Below are 22,219 nucleotides of genomic sequence, written 5' to 3' on the forward strand. Positions count from 1 at the left end.
ATCGAGCGTAACGGATGGCATACGGGCGAGTGCCGGTACAATTGACGATTCGGTCGGCTGGACCGAACGGCTTCGGAAAGGGAACGTCATCGACGCCGAGAAGCACGATGCCGCCGCACGGCCGGGGGCGGGTCACGACGATGCCGTCGACGAGGAGCAGCCGTACATCACCCATCTGTACGAGCGGCTCGACGAGCTCAAGGCGCGGCTCACGGCCCGGCTGGCGACGTTGTACCGCGAGCACGGCGGCACCCACGCCTCGGTGTGGGACCGCGAGGCGTTCGTCGCCCGCGACGTCGAGCGGCTGGAGCGGCTGGGCTCGGTCGACCGCGGGCTGTGCTTCGGCCGGCTCGACTTCCGTGACAGCCACACCAGCTACATCGGCCGCATGGGACTGACCGACGACGACTACGAGCAGCTGCTGGTCGACTGGCGCGCCCCGGCCGCCGAGCCGTTCTACCGCGCCACCGCCGCCGACCCGGGCGAGCTCGTCCGCCGCCGGCACATCCAGACCCGGCTGCGCAAGGTGCTCGCCGTCGACGACGAGGTGTTCGACCTCGCCGCGATGCCGGCCGGCGGCCAGGGCACGCTGCGCGGCGAGGCGGCGCTGCTGGCGGCGCTGACCGAGCACCGTACCGGCCGCATGTCCGACATCGTCGCGACGATCCAGTCCGAGCAGGACCGCATCATCCGGTCGCCGCTGGGCGGCGTGCTGGTCGTGCAGGGCGGGCCGGGCACCGGCAAGACGGTCGCGGCGCTGCACCGCGCGGCGTACCTGCTCTACACCCACCGCGACCGCCTGGGCTCCAGTGGCGTGCTCGTGGTCGGGCCGAACCGCACGTTCCTGCACTACATCGACCAGGTACTGCCGTCGCTGGGCGAGACCGGCGTCGTGCTGGCGACGGTCGGCGAGCTGGTGCCCGGTGTCGAGGCGACCACCGACGACCCCGCCGACGTCGCCGTCGTCAAGGCCGACCCCCGCATGGCCGACGTCATCGCTGCCGCCGTCCGCGACCGGCAGCGGCTGCCCGCCGGCCCCGTCGAGCTCAAGGTCGACCGCGTCGAGCTGACGCTGGCGACGGCCGCCGCCCGGGCCGCCCGCACGCGCGCCCGCCGCGCCCGCCGTCCGCACAACGTCGCCCGCCGGGTGTTCGTCCGCGAACTGCTCGACCACCTCGCCGAAGAGCAGGCCCGGGTGCTCGGCGAGTCGCTGGACGAGGACGACCTCGCCGAGATCCGCGCCGACCTCGCCGCCGAGCCGTCCGTCGCCACCGTCGTCGATGAGCTGTGGCCGGCGCTGACGCCCGAGCGGCTGCTCGGCGAGCTGTTCGCGTCGCCGTCGCTGCTCGCGTCGGCCGGCGGTGACCTGACGGCGGCGGAGCGGAAGCTGCTCGAGCGCGAGCCCGGCGCCGCCTGGACGACGTCCGACGTGCCGCTGCTGGACGAGGCCGCGGAGCTGCTCGGCGAGATCGACGACCCCGACGAGGCGGCCCGGCTGGCCCGGCAGCGCGAGGAGGCCGAGATCCAGTACGCCCGCGACCTGCTGGACGAGCTGTCGCTGGAGATCCCGGTCGACCCGTCGCTGGTGGCCGAGCGCTACCGCGGCGGCGAGGCCCGTCGCAGTGTCGCCGAGCGGGCCGGGCTGGACCGCTCGTGGGCGTTCGGGCACGTCATCGTCGACGAGGCGCAGGAGCTGTCGCCTATGGCGTGGCGCATGGTCATGCGCCGGGCGCCGGGCCGCTCGATGACCGTCGTCGGCGACATCGCGCAGACGGCGGCCGCGGCGGGCGCGCGCTCGTGGGCCGACGTGCTGGAGCCGCACGTGCCGGGCCGGTGGCGGCAGGAGACGCTGACCGTCAACTACCGCACGCCGAGCGAGGTGATGGACCTCGCGGCCCGGGTGCTGCACGCCATCGACCCCGCGCTGGAGCCGCCGACCTCGGTGCGCTCGACCGGCGAGACGCCGCGCGAGGTGCCGGTGTGGTCGTCGCTGGACCTCGTGGAGCAGCTGGCCACGGAGGTGTCGGCCGAGCTGGACGCGATCGGCGCGGGCCGGCTGGCGGTGCTGGTGCCGGTGGCGCGGCTGGACGAGGTGCACGCCGGCCTGGCCGGTGCGCTGCCGGTCTCGGTGTCGCGTGCCTCGACGACGGATGCCCTGGACGCCCCGGTGACCGTCCTGACCGCCGGGCAGGCCAAGGGCCTCGAGTTCGACACCGTCGTGGTGGTCGAGCCGGCCGAGCTGCTGGCCGAGTCCGTCCGCGGCGCGACCGACCTCTACGTCGCCGTCACCCGGCCCACCCAGCGGCTGGTCCTGCTGCACGCCGAGCCGCTGCCGCCGATGCTCGCCTGAGGTCGCCCGTGGTTGAGGGATCCGGGTAGCCAGAGCAGCGCGGATCCCTCAACCATCGCCGCTCAGACGGGGACGGCGCTCGTGCGCAGGCCCTTGAACCGCGCGAAGCCCTTGTCGGCGGTGACGAATTCGCACCCGTGCTCGATGGCCACCGCCGCGAGGTGCGCGTCGGGGACGTCGCGACCCGTGGCGCCGGCGTCGCGGCACAGCTGCTCGAAGATCGGCCAGTGCCGCGGCCCCGGCGCGACGACGATGGCCTGCGGACGGTGCCGGACGGCGTCGGCAAACCGAAGCGCGTCGTCGAGCGGCGTCGGCGTCCGGAACACCCGCCGGTTCGTCACCAACCGCAGGAACCCGTTGAGCACGGCGTCGCTGACCGCATAGCTCTCCATGCCATCGAGCAGGCCCTGCAGCCACTCGCGGTGCGGCGGATGCTGCGGCAGCTCACCGCGGTGCGCGTAGACCAGGATGTTGACGTCAGGCATCAACACGATCGACGGCCTCGAAGTGCGCGGCGTCCTCCAGCTCGGCCTGCTCGGCCCAGGTGGAGCGGTCGTCCAGATCGAAGCCGGCGTACAGCCCGTCACCGGTGAAGACGGCGAGGACATCGGCGCGCGGGCCGCCGACATCGCGGCGTTCTCGTTCGAGTAGCTGGCGCAAGGCGTCCTCCAGAACTGACGTGATGGTGCGGTCGCTGCGCGCGGCGTACTCCTTGACCTGCCTCATCAGGTCCTCGTCGAGGCGTACCGTCGTTCGCATGCCCCAACGATAGCGCGGCGACATAAATATGTCACAGCGTTATCGCCGGGCCCGATCAGACGGGGGCGGTCTTGCGCAGCTGCTCCATGAACGCGCCGAACCACTGCGGGTGGTCGGGCCAGGCGCGGCCGGTCACCAGGTTGCCGTCGACCACGCCGGCGCCGTCGACGAAGGTGCCGCCGGCGGTCTCGACGTCGACGGCGAGCGCCGGATACGCCGACGAACGCCGTCCGTCCAGGGTCTTCGCGGCCGCCAGCAGCAGCGGGCCGTGGCACAGGGCGGCGGTCGGCGCGCCGCTGTCCATGAAGTGCTTGACGATGCGCTGGGCGTCGGCGTCGTTGCGGATGTACTCGGGCGCGCGGCCGCCGGGCACCACGACCGCCACGTAGTCGTCGACGTTCACGTCGGCGAACGCGACGTCGGCCGGCCAGCTGTGGCCGGGCTTCTCGGTGTACGTGTCGAACCCGTCGACGAAGTCGTGCACGACGAACTGCAGCTTCTTCACCGACGGGGCGGCGACGTCGACCTCGTAGCCCTCTTCGAGCAGCCGCTGGTACGGGTAGAAGAACTCCAGATCCTCGGCCGCGTCACCGGTCAGGATGAGCACCTTGGGCATGGGTCGGACCTCCTCGTCGCTTCGGACCTCTGCGGAGCCAGTCTCCGCCCGCGCACCCGCCGCGGCCAGGGCTCTTATCGCGATCCGAGAGAGGCCGCGCCGTCCCTGCTCAGCGCCGTCAGGCGGGAGACCGCGCGGAAGTACTTCTTCCGGTACCCGCCGGCCAGCAACTCGGGCGTGAACAGCCGGTCCAGCGGCACGCCGCCGGCGACGACGGGCAGGTCACGGTCGTAGAGGCGGTCGGCCAGCACGACCAGCCGCAGCGCCGCCGACTGGTCGTCGACGGTGCGCACGCCGCGCAGGTGGACGCGGCGGACGCCGTCGAGCAGCGGTCCGTACCGCGACGGGTGGACGGTGGCCAGGTGCGCCGTCAGCGCGTCGAAGTCGTCGAGCGTGACACCGTCGCCGACGGCCGACGACGCCACCACGGCGTCCGGCACCGGCGACGGGGCCGACGGCAGCCCGCGGTGCCGGTAGTCCTCGCCGTCGACCCGGACGACGGTGAACCGGCCGGACAGCCGCTGGATCTCGCGCAGGAAGTCCGCAGCGGCGAACCGGCCCTCGCCGAGCTGGTCCGGCAGCGTGTTGCTGGTCGCGGCCAGCCGGACGCCGCGCTCGGACAGCCGTCCGAGCAGCGTCGACACGAGGACGGTGTCGCCGGGGTCGTCCAGCTCGAACTCGTCGACGCAGACCAGCCGGTGCGCGGACAGCGCCTCGACGGTGGCGGCGAAGCCGAGCGCGCCGGCGAGGTTGGTGAGCTCGACGAACGTGCAGAACAGCTTCCGTTCGGCCGGCACCGGCGCGGCGTGCCACAGCGACGCCAGCAGGTGCGTCTTGCCCACGCCGAAGCCGCCGTCGAGATAGATCCCCGCGCCCGGGGCTTCGTCCGGCGTCCTCCGGAACCACCCGCGGCGCCGCCCGCCGGCGCCGTCACCGATGGCCGCGGCGAAGGCCCGGGCGGCGGCGACGGCGGCCGCCTGGCTGGGGACGTCGGGATCGGCGCGGTAGCTCTCGAAGCTCACGTCGCGGAACCGCGGCGGCGGGACCATGTCGGCGACCAGCCGCGACGCCGGCACGTCCGGACGGCGGTCTGCGAGGCGAGACGGCACGACGGCAATCGTAAGGTTCTCCTCGTGCAGCAGCTCTATCCGCCCGGCGACGCCGTCGACCTCGACGCCGCGTACGCCTATCCCCCGCTCGACGGCGGCGCGACCTGGCTGCGGGCCAACATGGTGACCAGCCTCGACGGCGCCGTGCAGGGTCCCGACGGCCGGTCGGCGACGGTGTCCAGCCCGCCCGACCGCGTCGTGCTGTCCCTGCTGCGGCGGCTGGCCGACGTCGTCCTGGCCGGCGCGGGCACCGTCCGGGCCGAGCACTACGGCCCGGCGCAGCGGCCGATCGCGGTCGCCAGCCGGTCCCTCGACCTCGACCCGGCGGCGCCGCTGTTCACCGAGGCGACGCACCAGACCATCGTGCTGACCTGCGCATCCTCCCCCGCCGACCGGCAAGCGGCCCTGCGCGAGGTCGCCGACGTCGTCGTGGCCGGAGAGACGACGCTGGACGTGCCGGCCGCGGTCCGCGCGCTGGCCGAGCGCGGCCTCACCCGGATCCTGTGCGAGGGCGGCCCGCACCTGCTGGCGGCGATCGTCGCGGCGGACGCGCTGGACGAGCTCTGCTACACGCTGACGCCGTCGATGGTCGGCGGCCGGTCGCACCGGCTGCTCGAGGCGCCGTCGACGCTGCGCAGCGACTGGTCGCTCGGCCATCTGATCGAGGACGGCGACACCTTGCTCATGCGCTGGGTCGCGCGCCGGTCCTGAGCATTGTCAGCGACGTGGTACACACTGGGCGCATGCGACTCCCGGTCCTGCCGCCCGTGCCGCCGATGCTGGCCAAGCCGGTCAAGGCGATCCCCGACGGCGACCTCAGCTTCGAGCCCAAGTGGGACGGCTTCCGGTCCATCATCTTCCGCGACGGCGACGACGTCGAGATCGGCAGCCGCAACGAGAAGCCGATGACCAGGTACTTCCCCGAGCTGGTCGAGGCGGTCAAGGCGAACTTCCCCGAGCGGGCAGTGGTCGACGGCGAGATCGTGCTGGTCGGCGACGCCGGCGACCGGCTCGACTTCGAGATGCTGCAGCAGCGCATCCACCCCGCCGCCAGCCGGGTGAAGATGCTCTCCGAGACCGTGCCTGCCAAGTTCGTCGCGTTCGACCTGCTCGCCCTCGGCGACGACGACTACACGCAGCGGCCGTTCCGCGAGCGTCGCGCGGCCCTCGTCGAGGCGTTCGCCGCGGCCCAGGCGCCCATCCACGTCACCACCGCCACCACCGACAAGACCGTCGCCGAGCAGTGGTTCCACCAGTTCGAGGGCGCCGGGCTCGACGGCCTCATCGCCAAGCCGCAGGACGGCCTCTACGAGCCGGACAAGCGGACGATGTTCAAGATCAAGCACGAGCGCACCGCCGACTGCGTCGTCGCCGGCTACCGCGTCCACAAGAGCGGCCCCGACCGCATCGGCTCGCTGCTGCTCGGCCTCTACGACGACGACGGCGTGCTGGCCAGCGTCGGCGTCATCGGGGCGTTCCCGATGAAGCGGCGCGAGGAACTGTTCGAGGAGCTGCAGGAGCTGGTCACCACGTTCGACGACCACCCCTGGGCCTGGGCGAAGCAGGAAGAGGGCACCCGCACGCCGCGCAACGCCGAGTACAGCCGGTGGAGCGCGGGTAAGGACCTCTCGTTCGTCCCGCTGCGCCCTGAGCGGGTCGTCGAGGTGCGCTACGACCACATGGAGGGCGTCCGGTTCAGGCACACCGCGCAGTTCGTCCGCTGGCGGCCCGACCGCGACCCGTCGTCGTGCACGTACGCGCAGCTCGAAGAACCAGTCAAGTTCGACCTCGCCGACGTCCTAGGCTGATTATGCTGCGCCATCTGAGTCAGAATGGAAGCAGCCGGGCGTCGACCCTGGGAGGTGCGCCATGTCGTACAACATCGTGGTACTCGTGGAAGAGCCCGTTGCCGACTGGGACGCGCGCCAGATCGTGGCGCTGCATGCCGACACACCCGAACCGGTCCGCTATCACGTGCTGATCCCGGTCGAGGACGCCGCCAGCCGGGTCGAGTCGACCATCGGCTCGCTCGCGGCCAGTGAGGTCATGGGCACGGCCGCCATGTACGTCGACGAGGCCGACCTCGAGCGGGTGCACGAGGAGATCCGGGCCGCCAGCAAACGCGCGCTGGCGCAGTCGCTGGAGGCGTTCGCCGCCGCGGGCGCCCAGGCCGGCGGCGAGGTCACCGCGACCGACCCGCTGGACCGCCTGTGCGCGCTGTCGACGGAGTGCGGTGCGGCCGAGATCATCATCCTCACCCGCCCGCACGTGGTCGCCGAGCTGTTCCACGTCGACTGGACCGCCCGGGCCCGGCGCCGGCTCAAGGTGCCGGTGCTGCACCTGCTGGCCAAGGGCGAGCCCGACTGGGAGTCCGAGGTCGAGGCCGAGCACGCCGCCGAACGCGACCGCCGCGCTGCCGGCAACGACACCACGTCGGGCACCGCATGAGGGAAGCGATCGAGGTCGAGGCCGGCGGCCGCATGGTCCGGGTCTCGAGCCCCAGCAAGGTCTACTTCCCCGAGCGCGGTCTCACCAAGCTCAACGTGGTGCAGTACTTCCTCGCCGTCGGCGACGGCATCCTCGGCGCGCTGCGCGAGCGGCCGACCACCTTGGAGCGCTGGCCCGGCGGCGTCTTCGAGGGCGCCAAACTGTCCACCCGCCAGGACAACCGCGGCGACGCGTTCTACCAGAAGCGCATCCCCAGGGGCGCGCCCGACTACGTCGAGACCGCGACCGTCGCGTTTCCCAGCGGCCGCACCGCCGACGAGGTCTGCCCGACGGAGGTCGCGGTGGTCGCGTGGGCGGCGAACCTCGGCACGCTGACGTTCCACCCGTGGCCGGTCCGCCGTCCCGACGCCGAGCACCCCGACCAGCTGCGCATCGACCTCGACCCGCAGCCCGGCACCGACTACGCCGACGCCGTCCCCGTCGCCCATGAGGCCCGGGCGCTGCTCCAGGAGCTCGGCATGGACGGCTTCCCGAAGACGTCCGGCGGCCGCGGCATGCATCTGTATGTCCCGGTGCGGCCCGAGTGGGACTTCGTCCAGGCCCGCCGCGCCGTCATCGCGTTCGGCCGCGAGCTGAACCGCCGGATGCCCAAGCAGGTCACCGTCGACTGGTGGAAGGAGGAGCGGGGCGAGCGCATCTTCATCGACTTCAACCAGATGGCCCGCGACCGCACCATCGCCTCCGCCTACTCCGTCCGGCCCAAGCCGCGGGCGACGGTGTCGGCGCCGCTGTCTTGGGACGAGGTCGACGACGCCCGGCCCGAGGACTTCGACATCACGACGATGCCGGCCCGGTTCGCCTCGGTCGGCGACCTCCATGCCGGCGTGGCCGAGGTCGCGTACTCGCTGGAGCCGCTGCTGGAACTGGCCGCCCGCGACGAGAAGGACCACGACCTCGGCGACCTGCCCTACCCGCCGGAGTACCCGAAGATGCCCGGCGAGCCCCTGCGTGTCCAGCCGTCCCGCCGCGCGACCTTCGACTGACGCACCCAGCCGTCGAATTGCGCCGCCCTTGTGTTCGAATTATACTTCTCATGTCGACAGATGTTCCGTTGTAGACACGAGGAGGTTCGGCGTGCGCACAGCTCTCGACAGTCGCACCGGCCTTTGGGCGGCGGAGCAGATCCGACTGGTGCAGGACGACGATCCTGCGGTCCGTCGGCTCGATGACGCGGTTGCCGGGTTCCTGCTCGGACGCCGCAGTGGCCGGTCTGGCTCCGGCGGCGATGCGGGGTCCGGGCCGGTCCCGGTGCCGTCCGATCTCGGGTCGTTGCCACCCGGCCCGCAGCTGGGTGCCGCGCTGGCCCGCGTCCCGGTCCGCCGGGTCAGCGGACATGACACCGTCGAGGTGATGGCCGCGGCGTATCGGCAGGTGTGTCATGCGCAGGGGGTGTTCCTGCGGGCGCTGCTCGAGACCGGGATGCGCCGGCCGCATACTCCGGAGGGTGTGTCGCGGCTGCAGAGCCCTGGCGAGTTCGCCGCGGAAGAGGCCAGGGCGGCGCTGGTCTGGTCGCGCCGCCGCGCCGACAGCACGTTCGAGTTCGCCTGGCAGGTACACGAGCGGCTGCCGATGCTGGGTGAGGCGATGGAGGCCGGCGTCCTGGACGAGCCGCGGGCACGTGCGTTCGTCCACTGGACCATCGGACTGGACGACGACCACGCCGCTCAGGTGATCGCCGCCCTGCTGCCGGTGGCCGCCGGGTTGCTGGTCGGTGCGCTGATCGACCGGATCAAGCGGGCCGCGATCGCCATCGACCCCGGCTGGGCCGAGCGCCGCTACCGGGCCGCGGTCAAGGGCCGCCGGGTCGAGGGATCGCGCAACGACGACGGCACGGCGAACGTGCAGGGCCTGGATCTGCCGATCGACCGGGCCGCCGCGGCGTGCGACCGCATCGACACGCTCGCGCGGGCGTGCAAGCACGCCCGTGACGCCCGGCCGATCGACCACATCCGCGCCGACCTCTACCTGGGCATGCTCGACGGCACCTTCGAGCGGCTCACCGAAGACCAGATCATCGAACACGTTCTCGCCCACCCCTTCACCGACCTCGCCGAGCACGAGCCCGGCGACGGCAGCGGCCGCAGTCACGGGGACGCGAGCCGCCCACCGTCCGCGGCGGCCTCGGACCGGCGACGGGCCGACGGGGCCATGTCAGGGGGCACGACCGACGAGGTGGCGACCGTTGGAGCGGCGGGCCCAGCCGTTTCCGGCGGCTCAGCGGGCGGGTGGTGCGTTCGAGAGCTACGCGTCGAGGTCGCCGCGCTGCTGGGGCTGAACGAGCATCCGGCCGAGATCGTCGGCTGGGACGTCATCCCGGCGACACTGGCCCGGCAGCTGCTGGCCACGATGAGCGATGCGGAATGGCGCTGGGTGATCTGCGGCCACGACGGCCGCCCGATAGATAGCGGCATCACCCGCCGCCGACCGTCGCCACGGGCCTCAGGCGGACCACCGGCACCGGCGCATTCGCCCGGCCGCGGCCGTTCGGCGATCGTCGAACTCCAGCTGAGGGCCGGCGAACTGCCGGACCTGATCGCCGCCGGCCGGCTGTGTGGCTGGGACACCGTGCTCGCCGACCTCGGCGCCCAACACGCCGCCAGCGGAGCCGAGGACACCGCCACGGACGACCCGTTCCGGCGGCGCGCGCGACTCCGGCTGCGGCGGGTGGTGCAGATCCGGGATCGGTACTGCACGCACCCCGCCTGCCGGGCTCCAGCCAGCCGCACCGATCAGGACCACGCCGTCGATCACGCCCGTGGCGGGCCGACGGACGAGGCGAATCTGGGCTGCTGCTGCCGCCACGACCACCGGCTCAAACACGACGGCGGCTGGCGGATCGTCAAGCATGCATCAGACACCACGGTCTGGCTGAGCCCGCTGGGCCACCGACACATCACACGGCCGCCGCCGGTCATGCCTGCCCTGCCGCACGTACCGGAACCGCCGCCGTTCTGACGGCTGGCGGCGGCCGGGTGCGCGGCGCAGCGGCCGTCAGTCGACGTCGAAGAGCGGGTCGGTGATGGTCAGCGGGGTGGCGTCGCCCAGCTCCCAGACCAGGAAGAGCAGGATCAGCGACGCGCCGGTCAGCGAGATGTCCTTCATGAACTGGGTCATCTCCTGCTGGCGGGTCACCGGGTCCTTGTCTCGCCAGAAGGCGTGCATGAGCAGCGCCGCCGACAGCGTGAACAGCGCGAGCAGGATCGCGCCGACGTCCATCCAGACGCCGAGCAGCACCGACAGCCCGCCGAGCAGGATCTGCCCGCCGGTGACCCACACCGCCGGTTGACCAGGCTTGACCCCGCGGCTCTCCGCGTAGCCGGCCATCGCGCCGCGGTCGGTGAGATGGGCGACCGAGCTGCCGATGAAGATCGCGGCGAAGAGGATACGGCCGATCAGGAACACGACGTCCATGTCGCCTCCGTGAGTGAGTAGTTCCGTCCTGATCATTGCCACGGCGGCGTACGCTCACACCTGGGAATCCTGGCGTCTTCCAGGGGGTTTACCGGACATGAGCTATCCGATCGAGAAGAGCGACGCCGAGTGGCGCGCGGAGCTGACGCCGGAGGAGTATCACGTGCTGCGCGATGCCGGCACCGAGCGCGCCTTCACCAGCCCGCTGGAGTACGCCGACGACCAGCCGTTCGTGTACTCGTGTCGCGCGTGCGGCGCCGAGCTGTTCGAGTCCGCCACCAAGTTCGACGCCCAGTGCGGGTGGCCGTCGTTCTACGAGCCCCTGGCCGAGGACCGCGTGGAGTACATCGAGGACCGTAGCTTCGGCTCGGTCCGCACCGAGGTCCGCTGCGCCCGCTGCGGCTCGCACCTGGGCCACGTCTTCCAGGGCGAGGGCTTCGCCACCCCGACCGACCTGCGCTACTGCATCAACGGCATCTCCCTGCAGCGGCGCGAGGCCGATCCGGCACACTGAGCCGGTGACCGCCGACCTCACCCTGCACATCGCCACCATCGACCAGCTCGACGCGACGACGCTCTATCGGCTGCTGCGCCTGCGCACCGACGTCTTCGTCGTCGAGCAGGGCGACCCCTACGCCGAGCTGGACGGCCGCGACCTCGAGCCGTCCGCCGTCCACCTCTGGCTCGCCCGCGGCGACGAGCCGGTCGGCTACCTGCGCATCCTCGACGATCCCGACGGCGCGGCCCGCATCGGCCGGGTCGTTGTCGCCGCCGACGCTCGTGGCGGCGGACTGTCCGGGCGGATGATGTCGGCCGCGCTGGAGCACATCGGCGACCGTCGATGCGTACTCGCCGCGCAGTCCCACCTGGCCGGTTTCTACGCCCGCTACGGCTTCTCCGTCACCGGCCCCGAGTTCCTCGACGGCCACATCCCGCACCTGCCGATGGCCCGCCCGGCGCCGCAGTGACGGGCGTCGATCCTTCATCGCAACCCCACCCCCAACCGGATCGCCGCGCTGTTCGTCTTAGTGGGTGAGAGGGCGGAGGTGGCCGGGTGGCGAGCTGGGAGCACGTCTTCACCGACCTCGCGGAGACCCGCGGCCAGGCTCTGCTCCGCTACGCGTACCTGCTGACCGGCGACGGCGCCGAGGCGTCGGACCTGGTGCAGGAGGCGCTGCTGCGCGCCTTCGGCCGGACGACGCGCGGGCTGACGCTCGAGTCGGCCGAGGCGTACGTGCGGCGCGCGATCCTCACCATCCACGTCGACGGACGCGGAGGTCGGGGCGGTGGCGGCGGGTGCGGCACCTGCTGGCCGCCCGTCCCGACGTCGCCGGGCCGGAAGGTGTCGTCGTCGAAGGTGCCGACCTGCGGTCCGCGCTGGCGACGCTGTCGCCGCGGCAGCGGGCCTGCGTGGTGCTGCACTACTACGAGGACCTCTCCGTGGCGCAGGTCGCCGACGTGCTCGGCTGCGCTCCCGGCGCGGTGAAGCGGCACCTCAGCGACGCCCGCGCCCGGCTCGAACCCCTGCTCAGCGACTCGCGGGAGGGACTGCGATGACTCTGCGTACCCGACTCGACGACCTGGCCGCGGACGCCCCCGGCCCCGGCACGCTCGACCTCGACCGGCTGCACGGCCGCATCGTCCGCCGGCGACGGGCCCGGCTCGCCTCGGCGGGCGCGGCTGTCGTCCTCACCGCGACGGCCGCCTCCGTGGCCGCGGTGGGCCTCCTCGACCAGGAAGGCCCGCCCCCGGTGGCCGGCGAGTCGACACCCACACCGAGCGGCCCGCCGACGGTCGAGAAGTCGCCGCCGCCGGGTCCACAGCTGGCGTTCAACGCGCCCGGCTGTGGCGAAGAGGTGGCGACGCAGGGCCTGGCGCCAGAGACGCCCCTGGAGATGACCGTAGACCTCGACGACACCGTGGATCTCGACCGCGATTGGGCGGAGCCCATCGGCACCGCGACCATTACCAATGTCAGCGAAGAGCCCTTCAGTGGCGCAACGGGCCGGTTCCCCGGAGCGTTCGTGGTCCGCGATGACTCAGTGGTCACGGAGGTGGGTCCGCAGCAGGCGTCGCTCCATGGCGTCATGCTGGCTCAGGGCCAGAGCGTCACCTACCCGGTGCACTCGTTCCTACGTCAGTGCACCCCGGACGAGACCACGCAACCGCAGCACGAGCCGCTCGAACCCGGCACCTACCAGGTCTACGTCGAGTTCGAGTTCGTCGACGCCTTCACGCTCTACAGCGGGCCGCTCGAACTCGAGGTGACCGGTTAGGGCAGCGCCGCGACCAGCTCGGACAGCGCCAGCCGACGACCGGTGTAGAACGGGATCTCCTCGCGGACGTGCCGCCGGGCCGCCGACCCGCGCAGGTGCCGCATGAGGTCGACGATGCGGTGGAGCTCGTCGGCCTCGAAGGCGAGGATCCACTCGTAGTCGCCGAGGGAGAACGAGGCGACCGTGTTGGCCCGCACGTCGGGGTAGTCGCGGGCCATCTTGCCGTGCTCGGCGAGCAGCTGGCGGCGCTCGGCGTCGGGCAGCAGGTACCACTCGTAGGACCGCACGAACGGGTACACCGACACGTACGCGCGCGGCTCCTCGTCGGCCAGGAACGCCGGGACGTGGCTCTTGTTGAACTCGGCCGGACGGTGCAGCGCGGCCTGCGACCAGACGGGGTCGAACTGGCGGCCGAACGCGGTGCCGCGGAACCGGTGGTACGCGGTCTGGAGGTCCTCGATGGCCGGCGCGTGCCACCAGATCAGCAGGTCGGCGTCGGCGCGCAGGCCGGCGACGTCGTAGGTGCCGCGGACGACGACGTCCTTGGCGGCGAGCTCGGCGAACAGCGCCGTGACCTCGTCGGCGAGCTCGGCGCGCGACGTGGCGCCCAGCGGCGAGCGCAGCCGGAACACCGACCACATGGTGTAACGGATGACCTGGTTCAGCTCGCGGGCCTTCGGCCTGGCCGCGGTGTCGTCGCTCATGTCTCGATCCTGGCACGCCGGTCCGACAGGTACGCGGCCACCCCACTGGCCGCATCGTGGGCCGCGCCGACGCAGGCGGCCAGGCCGACGCCGTCGTACACGGCCCCGCAGACCGCAAGCCCGGGCAGGGCGTCGACGGCGGCTCGCACCCTCGCGACGCGGTCCAGGTGGCCGACGGCGTACTGGGGCAGCGCCCCGCCCCACCGGGTGACCCGCGAGTCGGCGACGGCGCCCGCGTAACCGGTCGCCGCGCGGACGTCGGCCAGCGCGGCCGCGACCAGCTCGTCGTCGTCGCGCTGCAGGTCGCTGGCCTCGCCGTGCCGGCCCAGCGACGCGCGCAGCAGCACCAGCCCGCCGGCCCGCCCACCCAGCCACGGCCACTTCACCGACGAGAACGTCACCGCCTTGATCGTCCGCCCGTCCACCGGCGGCACCAGGAACCCGGTCGACGACGGCGCCGCCGGGAACCCGTCCGCTGGGAGGGCCAGGGTCACGATCGCCATGCTGGCCGCCTCGACCCCGCCGAGCTCGGCCGCGGCCGCCGGAGCCGCGTCCGCCAGCAGCCGGGCCGCCGCCACCGCGGGCGTCGCCACCACGACCGCGTCCACGTCCAGCACGGACGGCTCCGGGACCGGGCCGATCACCAGCCGCCAGCCATCCGCCGTCCGCTCCACCGAGCGCACCGTCACGCCGGTGCGGACGTCCGCACCGGACGCCGCCGCCACCGCGCCCGGCAACCGCCCGACGCCGCCGGTCAGGCCGGCGAACACCGGCCCCGCCCCCGCCGCCGCACCAGGCGACGCCGCGGCGACCGCCTCGCCCAACGTCCGCGCCGTCCGCACCGCCGCCCCGAGCGCGGGCACCGTCGCGTCCAGGGACAGCTCGTCCGCGCGCCCCGCGTACACGCCGCCGAGCAGCGGCTCGACCAGCCGGTCCGCCACCGCGTCGCCGTACCGCGACCGCACCAGCCGCCCGATCGCGACGTCCTCCTCGACCCGCAGCTGAGGATACGACGCGTCCCGGGCGATCGCCGCCGTCATCTCGGCCACCGTCAGCACCCCGGCCAGCTGCGCGGGATCGGCGGGCACGCCCATCACCGTCCCGGCGGGCAGCGGCACGATCGCGCCGCGGCTCCACAGCCCCGCACCGACCGACGCCGGATGCACCACGTCGTCGCCCAGTCCCACCGCGACGGCCAGGTCGACCGCCTCTGGCCGGCGCGCCAGCAGCGACTCCGCGCCCTCGTCGACCGGCAGCCCGGCGACGTCGGACACCCGCAGGTGACCGCCGACGACCGGCTGCTTCTCCAGCACGACGATCTCGGCGTCAGGCCCGAGCGACTGCCGCAGGAACCACGCCGCCGCCAGTCCGCTGATCCCGCCGCCGACCACCGCCACCCGCACATCGATCACGCGCCCCAGCATGGCATGCACCCCTCCCACGCCCGTGACCAGGTCGTTCCCCGATCGTGACCAGCGGTTCCGCAACCCTGGCGAAGGTCGAGCCGTCGAATCAGGCAACAGACCTCGGGAGGCGTCATGACACGACGAACGGTGTTCGGGACGACCATCACCCTGCTCGCGGCGCTGGCTCTGGCCGGCTGCGGCGGCTCCGACGACTCAGACAGTGGCAGCGACAGCGCCGGCGGCTCCGCGGCCGACCTCTCCGCCCCCGAGGCCGACGCCCCGGCCGGCGAGGGCGACGGCGAGGCCGCCCAGAACGATGCCGCCCAGGACGAGGCCGCGCCCGAAGAGGCCCAGTCCGACGGCGGCGTCCTCGCGAACGTCGCCTCCGCCGTTGAGGGCCGGTCCATCATCTACACCGTCGACCTCTCCATCGAGACCGACAACGTCGTCGCGGCGGCGAACCGGGCGGCCGCCATCGCGACGACGTCCGGCGGCTTCGTCGCCAGCGAGCAGGTCGACGGCGACCGCGACGCCGTCCTCACGCTGAAGGTCCCGGCCGACGGCCACCAGCAGGCGGTGACCGAGCTCGAGACGCTCGGCGACGTCACCAGCCGCAGCCGCGGCACTGAGGACGTCACCCAGGAGGTCGTCGACACCGCGTCGCGGATCGAGTCGCAGCGGGCCAGCATCGTCCGCATCCGCGCCCTGCTGGCCGACGCGACGGCGCTCACCGACGTCGTCAGCATCGAGTCCGAGCTGGCCACCCGCGAGGCCGACCTGGACGCGCTGCTGAGCCGGCAGCAGCAGCTGGCCGGGCTGACCACGATGGCCACCGTCACCCTGCACCTGTACGAGCAGGGCGAGGCCCCGCCGCCGCAGGAGGAGGACGACGACCGCGGGTTCCTCGCGGGGCTGGCCGGCGGGTGGGACGCGTTCGTGGCCGTCGGCGGCGGGTTCCTGACCGCGCTCGGGGCGGTGCTGCCGTTCGCCGCGCTGGCCGCGCTGGTCGGCGTCCCCGCCTACCGGATCACGCGGCGCCGACGGGGTCAGGCGCCGGCCGCGGCCCCCGCCACCCCCGCGCCGCCCGCCGCCTGAACCGTCTCGACCACCCGGGCCAGCACGCCGGGGTCGGTGGCCGGGAGCACGCCGTGGCCGAGGTTGAAGATGTGCGCCGGCGCCCGCCGGCCCTCGGCCACGATGCGGTGCACCTCGCGCTCGACGACCGGCCAGTCCGCACCCAGCAGCGCGGGGTCGAGGTTGCCCTGCAGCGGCTTGCCCGGCACCCGCAGGGCGGCCTCGTCCAGCGGCAGCCGCCAGTCGACACCGACGACGTCGGCGCCGGCCGAGGCCATCAGCGGCAGGAACTCGGACGTCCCGACGCCGAAGTGGATGCGCGGCACGTCGATGACGCTGTCGAGCACCTCGGCGCTGTGCGGGTGGACGTACTTGGCGTAGTCGGCGGCCGACAGGGCACCGGCCCACGAGTCGAACAGCTGGACGGCGCTCGCGCCGGCCCGCACCTGGACGTCGAGGAACATCGCGGAGATGCCGGCGACCCGGCTGAGCAGCTCGTGCCACAGCTCCGGGTCGCTGTGCATGAGCGCCTTCGTGACCTCGTGGTGCTTCGACGGCCCGCCCTCGACGAGGTACGACGCCAGCGTGAACGGCGCCCCGGCGAAGCCGATCAGCGGAGTGCCGCCCAGCTCGCCGACCAGCGCGCGCACCGCCTCGTCGACGAACGAGACTTCGCCGGGCTCCAGCGGCCGCAGCAGGTCGAGGTCGGCCCGGCTGCGGATGGGACGGCCGAGCACCGGCCCCACACCCGGCTTCACGTCGACGTCGACACCCACCGCACGCAGCGGCACCACGATGTCGGAGTAGAAGATGGCGGCGTCGACACCGTAGCGCCGGACCGGTTGTAACGTGATCTCGGTCACCATGTCGGGCCGGGTGCACGACTCCAGCATCGGCACGCCCTCGCGCAGCCGGCGGTACTCGGGCAGCGAGCGCCCGGCCTGCCGCATGAACCACACAGGTGGACGGCTCGTGCGCTCGCCTCGGCAGGCGCGCGCGAACAGGCTGTCGGACGGATCCGCGGGCGCGGCGGCGTTCTCGTCGTAGGTCACGGTCACATCACTGATCGTCGCATGGCGGGCGTGCCTGCCTGACGCGACCGTCAAACGGGCCTAGTCTGCCAATTGTGGCAAGGGACACCGAGGGTCTCCAGCCGGGGGTACCGGCTGTCTTCGAGCGTGCCGTGCGTTCACTGACGTCTGCGCAGTTCCGGCGCGAGGTCCGGCTCGAGGAGACCCCCGCACCGAAGCGGCTGGCGCCGCACACACACGCGCTCAGCGCCGACGTGTTCGTCGACGAGGCCGACGAGGACGCCACCGCCACCGGCCGGCTCGTGCTGCTCTACGACCCCGCCGGCCAGGAGTCCTGGCACGGCGAGTTCCGTCTCGTCACGTACCTGCGCGCCAGCCTCGAACCCGAGATGGGCGCCGACCCGCTGCTGCTCGCCGTCGGCTGGACCTGGATCATCGACTCGCTGGCCGGCCGGTCCGCGCCGTACACCGCGGCCAGCGGCACCGTCACCCGGGTCGCGTCCGAGGGCTTCGGCGGCATGGCCGGCGAGCTGGCCAGCGCCGAGATCGAGATCCGCGCGTCCTGGACGCCGCTCGAGCCCGACCTCACCGCGCAGGCCCTGGCCTGGGGCGACGCGTTGACGACGGCGGCCGGCCTGATGCCGCTGCCGGCCGGCGTCGTCCCGATGCCACCCACACGTCGTAGGCGGGGTCGTTGACTTTGACGGACGACGCCTCGACTCCGTTGCTGGAGCCGCGCGACGGCCTTCCGGACGTCGTCACCGACGACGACACGCTGAAGGCCACGATCGCGGCGTTCGCGGCCGCCGACGGACCGGTGGCCGTCGACGCCGAGCGGGCGTCCGGCTACCGCTACGGCCACCGCGCCTACCTCATCCAGCTGCGCCGGCGGGGCGCGGGCACGGCGTTGATCGACCCGATCCCGCTGCCCGACCTGTCCGCGCTGGGCGCCGCGCTGGCCGACACCGAATGGGTGCTGCACGCCGCGTCGCAGGACCTCGCCTGCCTCGCCGAGGTCGGCATGAAGCCGGTCCGGCTGTTCGACACCGAGCTGGCCGGCCGCCTGCTCGGGCTCCCCCGCGTCGGGCTCGGGCCACTGGTCGACAGCGTGCTCGGCTACGCGCTGGAGAAAGGCCACTCGGCCGCCGACTGGTCCACCCGGCCACTGCCCGAGGACTGGCTGCGCTACGCCGCCCTCGACGTCGAGCTGCTGGTCGAGCTGCGCGACGCGCTGGAGGAGCGGCTGCGCGACGCCGGCAAGCTCGGCTGGGCGCACGAAGAGTTCGCCGCCATCGCCGCGGCGCCGCAGCAGGAGCCGCGCGCCGACCCGTGGCGGCGCACGTCCGGAATGCACCGCATCCGCGACCGCCGCCGGCTCGCCGTCGTCCGTCAGCTCTGGTACGCCCGCGACGAACTGGCCCGTCAGCGCGACCTCTCCCCCGGCCGGGTGCTGCCCGACGCCGCCATCGTCGAGGCCTCGCTCACCATGCCGACCAGCGCCGAGGCGATGTCCGCGATGCCGGTCTACCGGGGCCGGTCGCAGCGGCGCGAGCTGTCGCGCTGGTTCGGCGCCGTCGCCGACGCCCGCGCGCTGCCCGACAAGGAGCTGCCGCCGCAGACCGCGCCGTACGACGGCCCGCCGCCGCCGCGCGCCTGGGCGACCCGCCAGCCCGACGCCGCCGCCCGGCTGACCGCCGCGCGCGCCCGCGTCGGCGAGATCGCCGAGGCCAACGAGCTGCCGGTCGAGAACCTGCTGACCCCCGACACGCTGCGCCGGGCGGCCTGGCAGCCGCCGGCGCCGGCGACCGCCGAGGCCATCGGCGAGCTGTTCCGCTCGCGCGGCGCCCGGGAGTGGCAGATCGAGCTGACGGCTGACGCCGTCGCCGACGCGTTCGCGAACCCGGCCCCGCCGGAGCCGGCGTCGCCGCCGGAGGCCCCGCCTGAGCCGCCCGCGCCGGAGGCCGGGTCGCCGGAGGCCGGGCCGCCGGAGCCCGCCGCCTGAGGCGGCCGTCCTACTCGTAGGCCAGATAGCGGCCCGGTTTGTCCGGCTCCTCGACCTCGAACCGCAGCTCGAGGTCGGTGTCGCGGATCAGCTCGACCTGCTGGGTGAACTGCTCGTTGGTGACGAACAGATAGCCGCCCAGACGCCAGTCCGTCGCCAGCCAGGTCCGCAGCGCGTCGAGCAGCACCCGGTCCGTCCGCGCCGCCAGCCGGGACCGGCGCACCCAGAAGTAGACCGCCGCGGCGTAGTCGTCCCACCGGTGGTCGCCGACCGGCGTGATGCGCGCCCCGGCGAACGAGCGCCCGTCGGTCGGCATGAGGTAGACGCAGCCGAGACACTCCGTGCCGGCCGGGTCCATGACGGTGTACGTGAACGCCTGGCGGGCGACGTGCCGCTCTTCCAGCTTCTCCAGGTCGGCCCGGTTGGCGGCGACGGTGAAGTCGTCCTCGGGCCAGGTCGTCTGCTCCCAGGTGCGCAGGTAGTCCCGGCTCTCCATGACGGCCGCGTAGTCGAGCTCGGCGTCGGTGGCCAGGATCGGCCGCAGGACGAAGCCGTCCGTCGTCAATCCGCTCGGAGGTTCGACGTTCTCCAGACGCATGCCACTCACTCCTTCTCGGCGCCCAGCAGCGACAGGCAGGGTTCGAGGCCCTCGATCGTGACGTCGACGCTGCGGTGCTGCTCCCAGGCCTGCCGGGTCAGCCGGAACCGCTGCTCGAAGGTCAGCTTCCCCTTGGAGACGCTGCGGCCGACGCCGTTCTCGGCGTAGCCGAGCTTGCGCGACACCTGCAGCGAGGCGTGGTTGTCGAGGTAGCCGACCGACACCGCCTCGTCGGCGCCCAGCCCGGCGAAGGCCAGGTGCAGCATGGCCGCGCGCATCTCGGTGCCGATGCCCCGCCCCTGGTGGCGCAGGCCGAGCCAGGACTCGGAGTGGATCTCACGCTGGATCGCGAAATCGTCGGCCTCCAGCTCCTGGACGCCGACCGGCACGCCGTCGGCGAAGACGGCCAGGTTCAGTGCCCAGGAGTCCGGCTTCAGCTCCGCCAGGGTCTTCCAGTGACGTTGGATGACGCGGCGGGCCAGCTGGTCGGGCGGCAGTTCGGTCCACGGCACGCCGAACGGCATCAGGTCCGGTCCATGGATTCCGTCGACGGCCAGCTCCCCGAGCTCGGCCAGTTCCTCGGGCGTCGGCAGCCGCAGCTCCAGCCTGGGGGTGCGCAGCCGCAGCCCCAGTACCGGGAAGTGATCGATCAGCATCGCCGACAGTCTGCCCGTGGTCTCCGGGCGGCGCCAGCGGATATTCCAGGCCGCCGGCTCAGCCGTCGACGTAGCCGGAGCGGGCGAACCGCTCGCGCGCCACCGTCCACGCGTACCGGTCGAACCGGCCGTCGTCGCGGATGGCGTCGACCGCGCCGTAGGCCATGAGCAGCGCCTGGTCGATGTTCTCCAGCACGAACAGGCCCTGCCGGCCGAGCGTGACCACGCGGCGGATCATGCGGGCCCAGGTGTCGACGTCGCTGAGGTCGTGCTCGTAGCCGACCCGGTAGATCGGGTGCGACTGGCCGATGCGGCGGCTCTCGACGTGGACGCGGTTGACCTTCGGCAGCCCGGTGAGCCCCAGCGTCTCGTCGACGAGGTCGGCCAGCGACTCGTCGTCGAGCCCCCACACGTCGTCGGTCATCGCGCACGGGATCTCGGCGCACAGCACGGACCGGTCGGCGGGGTCGTCGGGGTTGGCGCGGTAGTTGGGCGGCTCGGAGATGCGGATGACCGGCGTGCGCGGGTCGGGGATGTCGTGGGAGTCGAACGGGCTCCACCGGCCGCCCTGGTGGACGACGTAGACCAGCAGCATCGCGCGGTAGCGCAGCCGCGCGGACGACTCGATCGACGTCAGCGACGGCGCCGGCCGGGCGATGCGGGCCAGCACCGGCAGCGGCAACGTCGAGAACACCAGCCCGCCGGTGATGAGGTCGCCGTCCTGCGTGCTGACCTCGACCTCGTCCTCGGTGACGCGGACGCGGTCGACCTCGGCCTCACAGCGGATCTCGACGCCGGCCGTCACGGCGGCGTCGGCGAGCACCTCGACCAGCTGCCCGAACCCGGTGCGCGGGTAGTAGTAGCCGCCGCCGGTGGCCGACGTGCCACGCTTGCGGCTGCGGCGCAGGGCCCGCGCGGCGACCCGCCAGGTGCCGAGCCGGTCGGTCTGCCGGCGGGCCTGGTCGGCGCTGATGCGGTCGCCCGGCATGCCCCAGAGCTTCTCGGCCAGCGGCCCGTACACGGACTCGTACAGCGCCGGCCCGACCCGGTTGCGCACCAGGCCGCCGTAGGTGTCGCCCTCTTCGCGGCGGAACCGCGACACCGCGGAGTCGCGGGCGACCTTCGCCAGGAACGACGCCGGCAGCCGCCGCGCGACCTCGTCGGCCCGCAACGGCAGCGCCAGCCACTGGTCGCCGACCCGGATGCGACTGGTCCGCCGCCGCTGCTGCAGGTCGTCGCCGAGCAGCGCGCGCAGGTCGCGCAGGATCTCCGGCGGCGTGCCGGGGTCCAGCCGGTGCGACCCCTGGTCGACCCGCACCCCGCCCACCTCGAACGACGCGGCCAGCCCGCCCACGTGGTCGGCCCGCTCGAGCAGCGCCACCTTCAGGCCGCGCTGGGCAGCACGCCACGCGGCGGCGAGCCCCGCGGGCCCGGCGCCGATCACGATGAGATCGTACGAGCCGGTCATGTGAAGGCTCAGCCTAACGACATCGGACGCCGCATCACGCCGCCGCGCCCCGGCCATCCCCGAAATGAGGCTCTCCGACCCGTTCCGTGGGTCGGTCGCTTCTGGTTGGCGAGGTTCGCCGGGTTTTGCCGCGTTGGCCGGACGCTACGGCGACCGTTTCGGTCCGTCGTCACTCGGGGACGGGGCACCTCACTCGTGTGCGGGCCGGATGGTGGCCGGATCGGTGCCGGGAGTGGTCCTACGGCGGGTGA

General features: G+C 73.2%; 25 protein-coding genes and 1 pseudogene. 14 read left to right on the forward strand and 12 right to left on the reverse strand.

The features are described 5' to 3' along the window. The first annotated feature begins 88 nt into the window (after nucleotides 1-88). Nucleotides 89-2,350: a HelD family protein gene (locus tag BLV05_RS22920; RefSeq protein WP_082155413.1), complete on the forward strand. Its 2,262-nt coding sequence runs from the start codon at nucleotides 89-91 to the stop codon at nucleotides 2,348-2,350. A 62-nt stretch (nucleotides 2,351-2,412) separates the two neighbouring features. Here BLV05_RS22920 and BLV05_RS22925 read toward each other — a convergent pair whose 3' ends face one another. The 4 genes from BLV05_RS22925 to zapE all read right to left on the reverse strand — a co-directional run bounded on the left by BLV05_RS22925 (nucleotide 2,413) and on the right by zapE (nucleotide 4,843). Then, complete coding sequence (locus BLV05_RS22925; protein ID WP_197683269.1) at nucleotides 2,413-2,835, reverse strand: type II toxin-antitoxin system VapC family toxin; 423 nt, start codon at nucleotides 2,833-2,835, stop codon at nucleotides 2,413-2,415. After that, nucleotides 2,828-3,109, reverse strand: coding sequence for a CopG family ribbon-helix-helix protein (locus BLV05_RS22930; protein WP_063932585.1), 282 nt, complete (start codon nucleotides 3,107-3,109; stop codon nucleotides 2,828-2,830). The genes BLV05_RS22925 and BLV05_RS22930 overlap by 8 nt, the downstream gene beginning before the upstream one ends. Before the next feature lie 55 nt (nucleotides 3,110-3,164). Further along, on the reverse strand, nucleotides 3,165-3,725 hold the full coding sequence (locus BLV05_RS22935; RefSeq protein ID WP_046770050.1) for a DJ-1/PfpI family protein: 561 nt from the start codon (nucleotides 3,723-3,725) through the stop codon (nucleotides 3,165-3,167). A 74-nt stretch (nucleotides 3,726-3,799) separates the two neighbouring features. After that, nucleotides 3,800-4,843, reverse strand: coding sequence for a cell division protein ZapE (gene zapE / locus BLV05_RS22940; RefSeq protein WP_407717027.1), 1,044 nt, complete (start codon nucleotides 4,841-4,843; stop codon nucleotides 3,800-3,802). Between the two features lie 15 nt (nucleotides 4,844-4,858). Between zapE and BLV05_RS22945 the strand changes: the two genes are divergently transcribed. From BLV05_RS22945 to BLV05_RS22965, 5 genes are all read left to right on the forward strand, one after another. Beyond that, nucleotides 4,859-5,545, forward strand: a complete 687-nt coding sequence (locus BLV05_RS22945) for a pyrimidine reductase family protein (RefSeq protein WP_046770153.1) — start codon at nucleotides 4,859-4,861, stop codon at nucleotides 5,543-5,545. Nucleotides 5,546-5,577: 32 nt separating this feature from the next. Further along, nucleotides 5,578-6,642: an ATP-dependent DNA ligase gene (locus BLV05_RS22950; RefSeq protein ID WP_046770051.1), complete on the forward strand. Its 1,065-nt coding sequence runs from the start codon at nucleotides 5,578-5,580 to the stop codon at nucleotides 6,640-6,642. 85 nt (nucleotides 6,643-6,727) lie between these two features. Beyond that, the gene (locus BLV05_RS22955; protein ID WP_197683271.1) at nucleotides 6,728-7,282 is read left to right on the forward strand and encodes a hypothetical protein; all 555 of its coding nucleotides are present in this window, start codon (nucleotides 6,728-6,730) and stop codon (nucleotides 7,280-7,282) included. Continuing rightward, entirely contained in the window at nucleotides 7,279-8,325 is a 1,047-nt protein-coding gene (locus BLV05_RS22960) for a DNA polymerase domain-containing protein (protein ID WP_046770052.1), read from the forward strand. Before BLV05_RS22955 ends, BLV05_RS22960 begins: the two co-directional genes overlap by 4 nt. 91 nt (nucleotides 8,326-8,416) lie before the next feature. Continuing rightward, a complete protein-coding gene (locus BLV05_RS22965) occupies nucleotides 8,417-10,297 on the forward strand; it encodes an HNH endonuclease signature motif containing protein (RefSeq protein WP_152690853.1) in 1,881 nt (626 codons plus the stop codon). Nucleotides 10,298-10,333: 36 nt separating this feature from the next. Here the strand turns inward: BLV05_RS22965 and BLV05_RS22970 are convergent, their stop codons facing one another. Then, nucleotides 10,334-10,753: a DoxX family protein gene (locus BLV05_RS22970; protein WP_046770053.1), complete on the reverse strand. Its 420-nt coding sequence runs from the start codon at nucleotides 10,751-10,753 to the stop codon at nucleotides 10,334-10,336. Between the two features lie 97 nt (nucleotides 10,754-10,850). Between BLV05_RS22970 and msrB the strand changes: the two genes are divergently transcribed. The 3 genes and pseudogenes from msrB to BLV05_RS38700 form a co-directional block, all read left to right on the forward strand. Next, nucleotides 10,851-11,267, forward strand: coding sequence for a peptide-methionine (R)-S-oxide reductase MsrB (gene msrB, locus BLV05_RS22975; protein ID WP_046770054.1), 417 nt, complete (start codon nucleotides 10,851-10,853; stop codon nucleotides 11,265-11,267). Nucleotides 11,268-11,271: 4 nt separating this feature from the next. Then, nucleotides 11,272-11,721: a GNAT family N-acetyltransferase gene (locus BLV05_RS22980; protein WP_046770055.1), complete on the forward strand. Its 450-nt coding sequence runs from the start codon at nucleotides 11,272-11,274 to the stop codon at nucleotides 11,719-11,721. An 86-nt stretch (nucleotides 11,722-11,807) separates the two neighbouring features. Next, nucleotides 11,808-11,903, forward strand: a pseudogene (locus BLV05_RS38700) (RNA polymerase subunit sigma-24); the annotation flags it as partial. Here the strand turns inward: BLV05_RS38700 and BLV05_RS37100 are convergent. Beyond that, nucleotides 11,870-12,010, reverse strand: a complete 141-nt coding sequence (locus tag BLV05_RS37100; RefSeq protein WP_197683836.1) for a hypothetical protein — start codon at nucleotides 12,008-12,010, stop codon at nucleotides 11,870-11,872. The pseudogene BLV05_RS38700 and the gene BLV05_RS37100 sit on opposite strands and share 34 nt — an antisense overlap. Before the next feature lie 39 nt (nucleotides 12,011-12,049). On the opposite strand from BLV05_RS37100, the gene BLV05_RS37105 reads away from it, so the two are divergent. Next, nucleotides 12,050-12,310, forward strand: coding sequence for an RNA polymerase sigma factor (locus BLV05_RS37105; protein ID WP_197683272.1), 261 nt, complete (start codon nucleotides 12,050-12,052; stop codon nucleotides 12,308-12,310). Then, on the forward strand, nucleotides 12,307-13,029 hold the full coding sequence (locus tag BLV05_RS22990; RefSeq protein WP_046770056.1) for a hypothetical protein: 723 nt from the start codon (nucleotides 12,307-12,309) through the stop codon (nucleotides 13,027-13,029). The genes BLV05_RS37105 and BLV05_RS22990 overlap by 4 nt, the downstream gene beginning before the upstream one ends. Here the strand turns inward: BLV05_RS22990 and hemQ are convergent. Together hemQ and hemG are read right to left on the reverse strand one after the other, a co-directional pair. Next, nucleotides 13,026-13,733, reverse strand: a complete 708-nt coding sequence (gene hemQ / locus BLV05_RS22995) for a hydrogen peroxide-dependent heme synthase (RefSeq protein WP_046770057.1) — start codon at nucleotides 13,731-13,733, stop codon at nucleotides 13,026-13,028. The genes BLV05_RS22990 and hemQ overlap by 4 nt on opposite strands. Next, the gene (hemG, locus tag BLV05_RS23000; protein ID WP_046770058.1) at nucleotides 13,730-15,157 is read right to left on the reverse strand and encodes a protoporphyrinogen oxidase; all 1,428 of its coding nucleotides are present in this window, start codon (nucleotides 15,155-15,157) and stop codon (nucleotides 13,730-13,732) included. Before hemG ends, hemQ begins: the two co-directional genes overlap by 4 nt. A gap of 114 nt (nucleotides 15,158-15,271) precedes the next feature. Between hemG and BLV05_RS23005 the strand changes: the two genes are divergently transcribed. Continuing rightward, nucleotides 15,272-16,234, forward strand: coding sequence for a DUF4349 domain-containing protein (locus tag BLV05_RS23005; RefSeq protein WP_046770059.1), 963 nt, complete (start codon nucleotides 15,272-15,274; stop codon nucleotides 16,232-16,234). On the opposite strand, the gene hemE is transcribed toward BLV05_RS23005, so the two are convergent. Continuing rightward, nucleotides 16,186-17,280, reverse strand: a complete 1,095-nt coding sequence (hemE, locus tag BLV05_RS23010) for a uroporphyrinogen decarboxylase (protein ID WP_046770156.1) — start codon at nucleotides 17,278-17,280, stop codon at nucleotides 16,186-16,188. The genes BLV05_RS23005 and hemE overlap by 49 nt on opposite strands. 59 nt (nucleotides 17,281-17,339) lie before the next feature. On the opposite strand from hemE, the gene BLV05_RS23015 reads away from it, so the two are divergent. Further along, nucleotides 17,340-17,942 (forward strand): DUF3000 domain-containing protein, encoded by a 603-nt coding sequence (locus tag BLV05_RS23015; protein ID WP_046770060.1) that lies wholly within the window; start codon nucleotides 17,340-17,342, stop codon nucleotides 17,940-17,942. Continuing rightward, nucleotides 17,939-19,246, forward strand: coding sequence for an HRDC domain-containing protein (locus tag BLV05_RS23020; protein WP_197683274.1), 1,308 nt, complete (start codon nucleotides 17,939-17,941; stop codon nucleotides 19,244-19,246). Before BLV05_RS23015 ends, BLV05_RS23020 begins: the two co-directional genes overlap by 4 nt. A gap of 10 nt (nucleotides 19,247-19,256) precedes the next feature. On the opposite strand, the gene BLV05_RS23025 is transcribed toward BLV05_RS23020, so the two are convergent. From BLV05_RS23025 to BLV05_RS23035, 3 genes are read right to left on the reverse strand one after another with little or no spacing between them, the layout of a single operon-like run. After that, entirely contained in the window at nucleotides 19,257-19,844 is a 588-nt protein-coding gene (locus tag BLV05_RS23025) for a GNAT family N-acetyltransferase (protein WP_046770061.1), read from the reverse strand. A 5-nt stretch (nucleotides 19,845-19,849) separates the two neighbouring features. After that, nucleotides 19,850-20,500, reverse strand: a complete 651-nt coding sequence (locus BLV05_RS23030; RefSeq protein WP_046770062.1) for a GNAT family N-acetyltransferase — start codon at nucleotides 20,498-20,500, stop codon at nucleotides 19,850-19,852. A gap of 58 nt (nucleotides 20,501-20,558) precedes the next feature. Then, nucleotides 20,559-21,968, reverse strand: coding sequence for a protoporphyrinogen/coproporphyrinogen oxidase (locus BLV05_RS23035; protein ID WP_046770063.1), 1,410 nt, complete (start codon nucleotides 21,966-21,968; stop codon nucleotides 20,559-20,561). Nucleotides 21,969-22,219: the final 251 nt, after the last annotated feature.

The organism is Jiangella alkaliphila, assembly GCF_900105925.1.
Classification (GTDB): Bacteria; Actinomycetota; Actinomycetes; order Jiangellales; family Jiangellaceae; genus Jiangella; species Jiangella alkaliphila.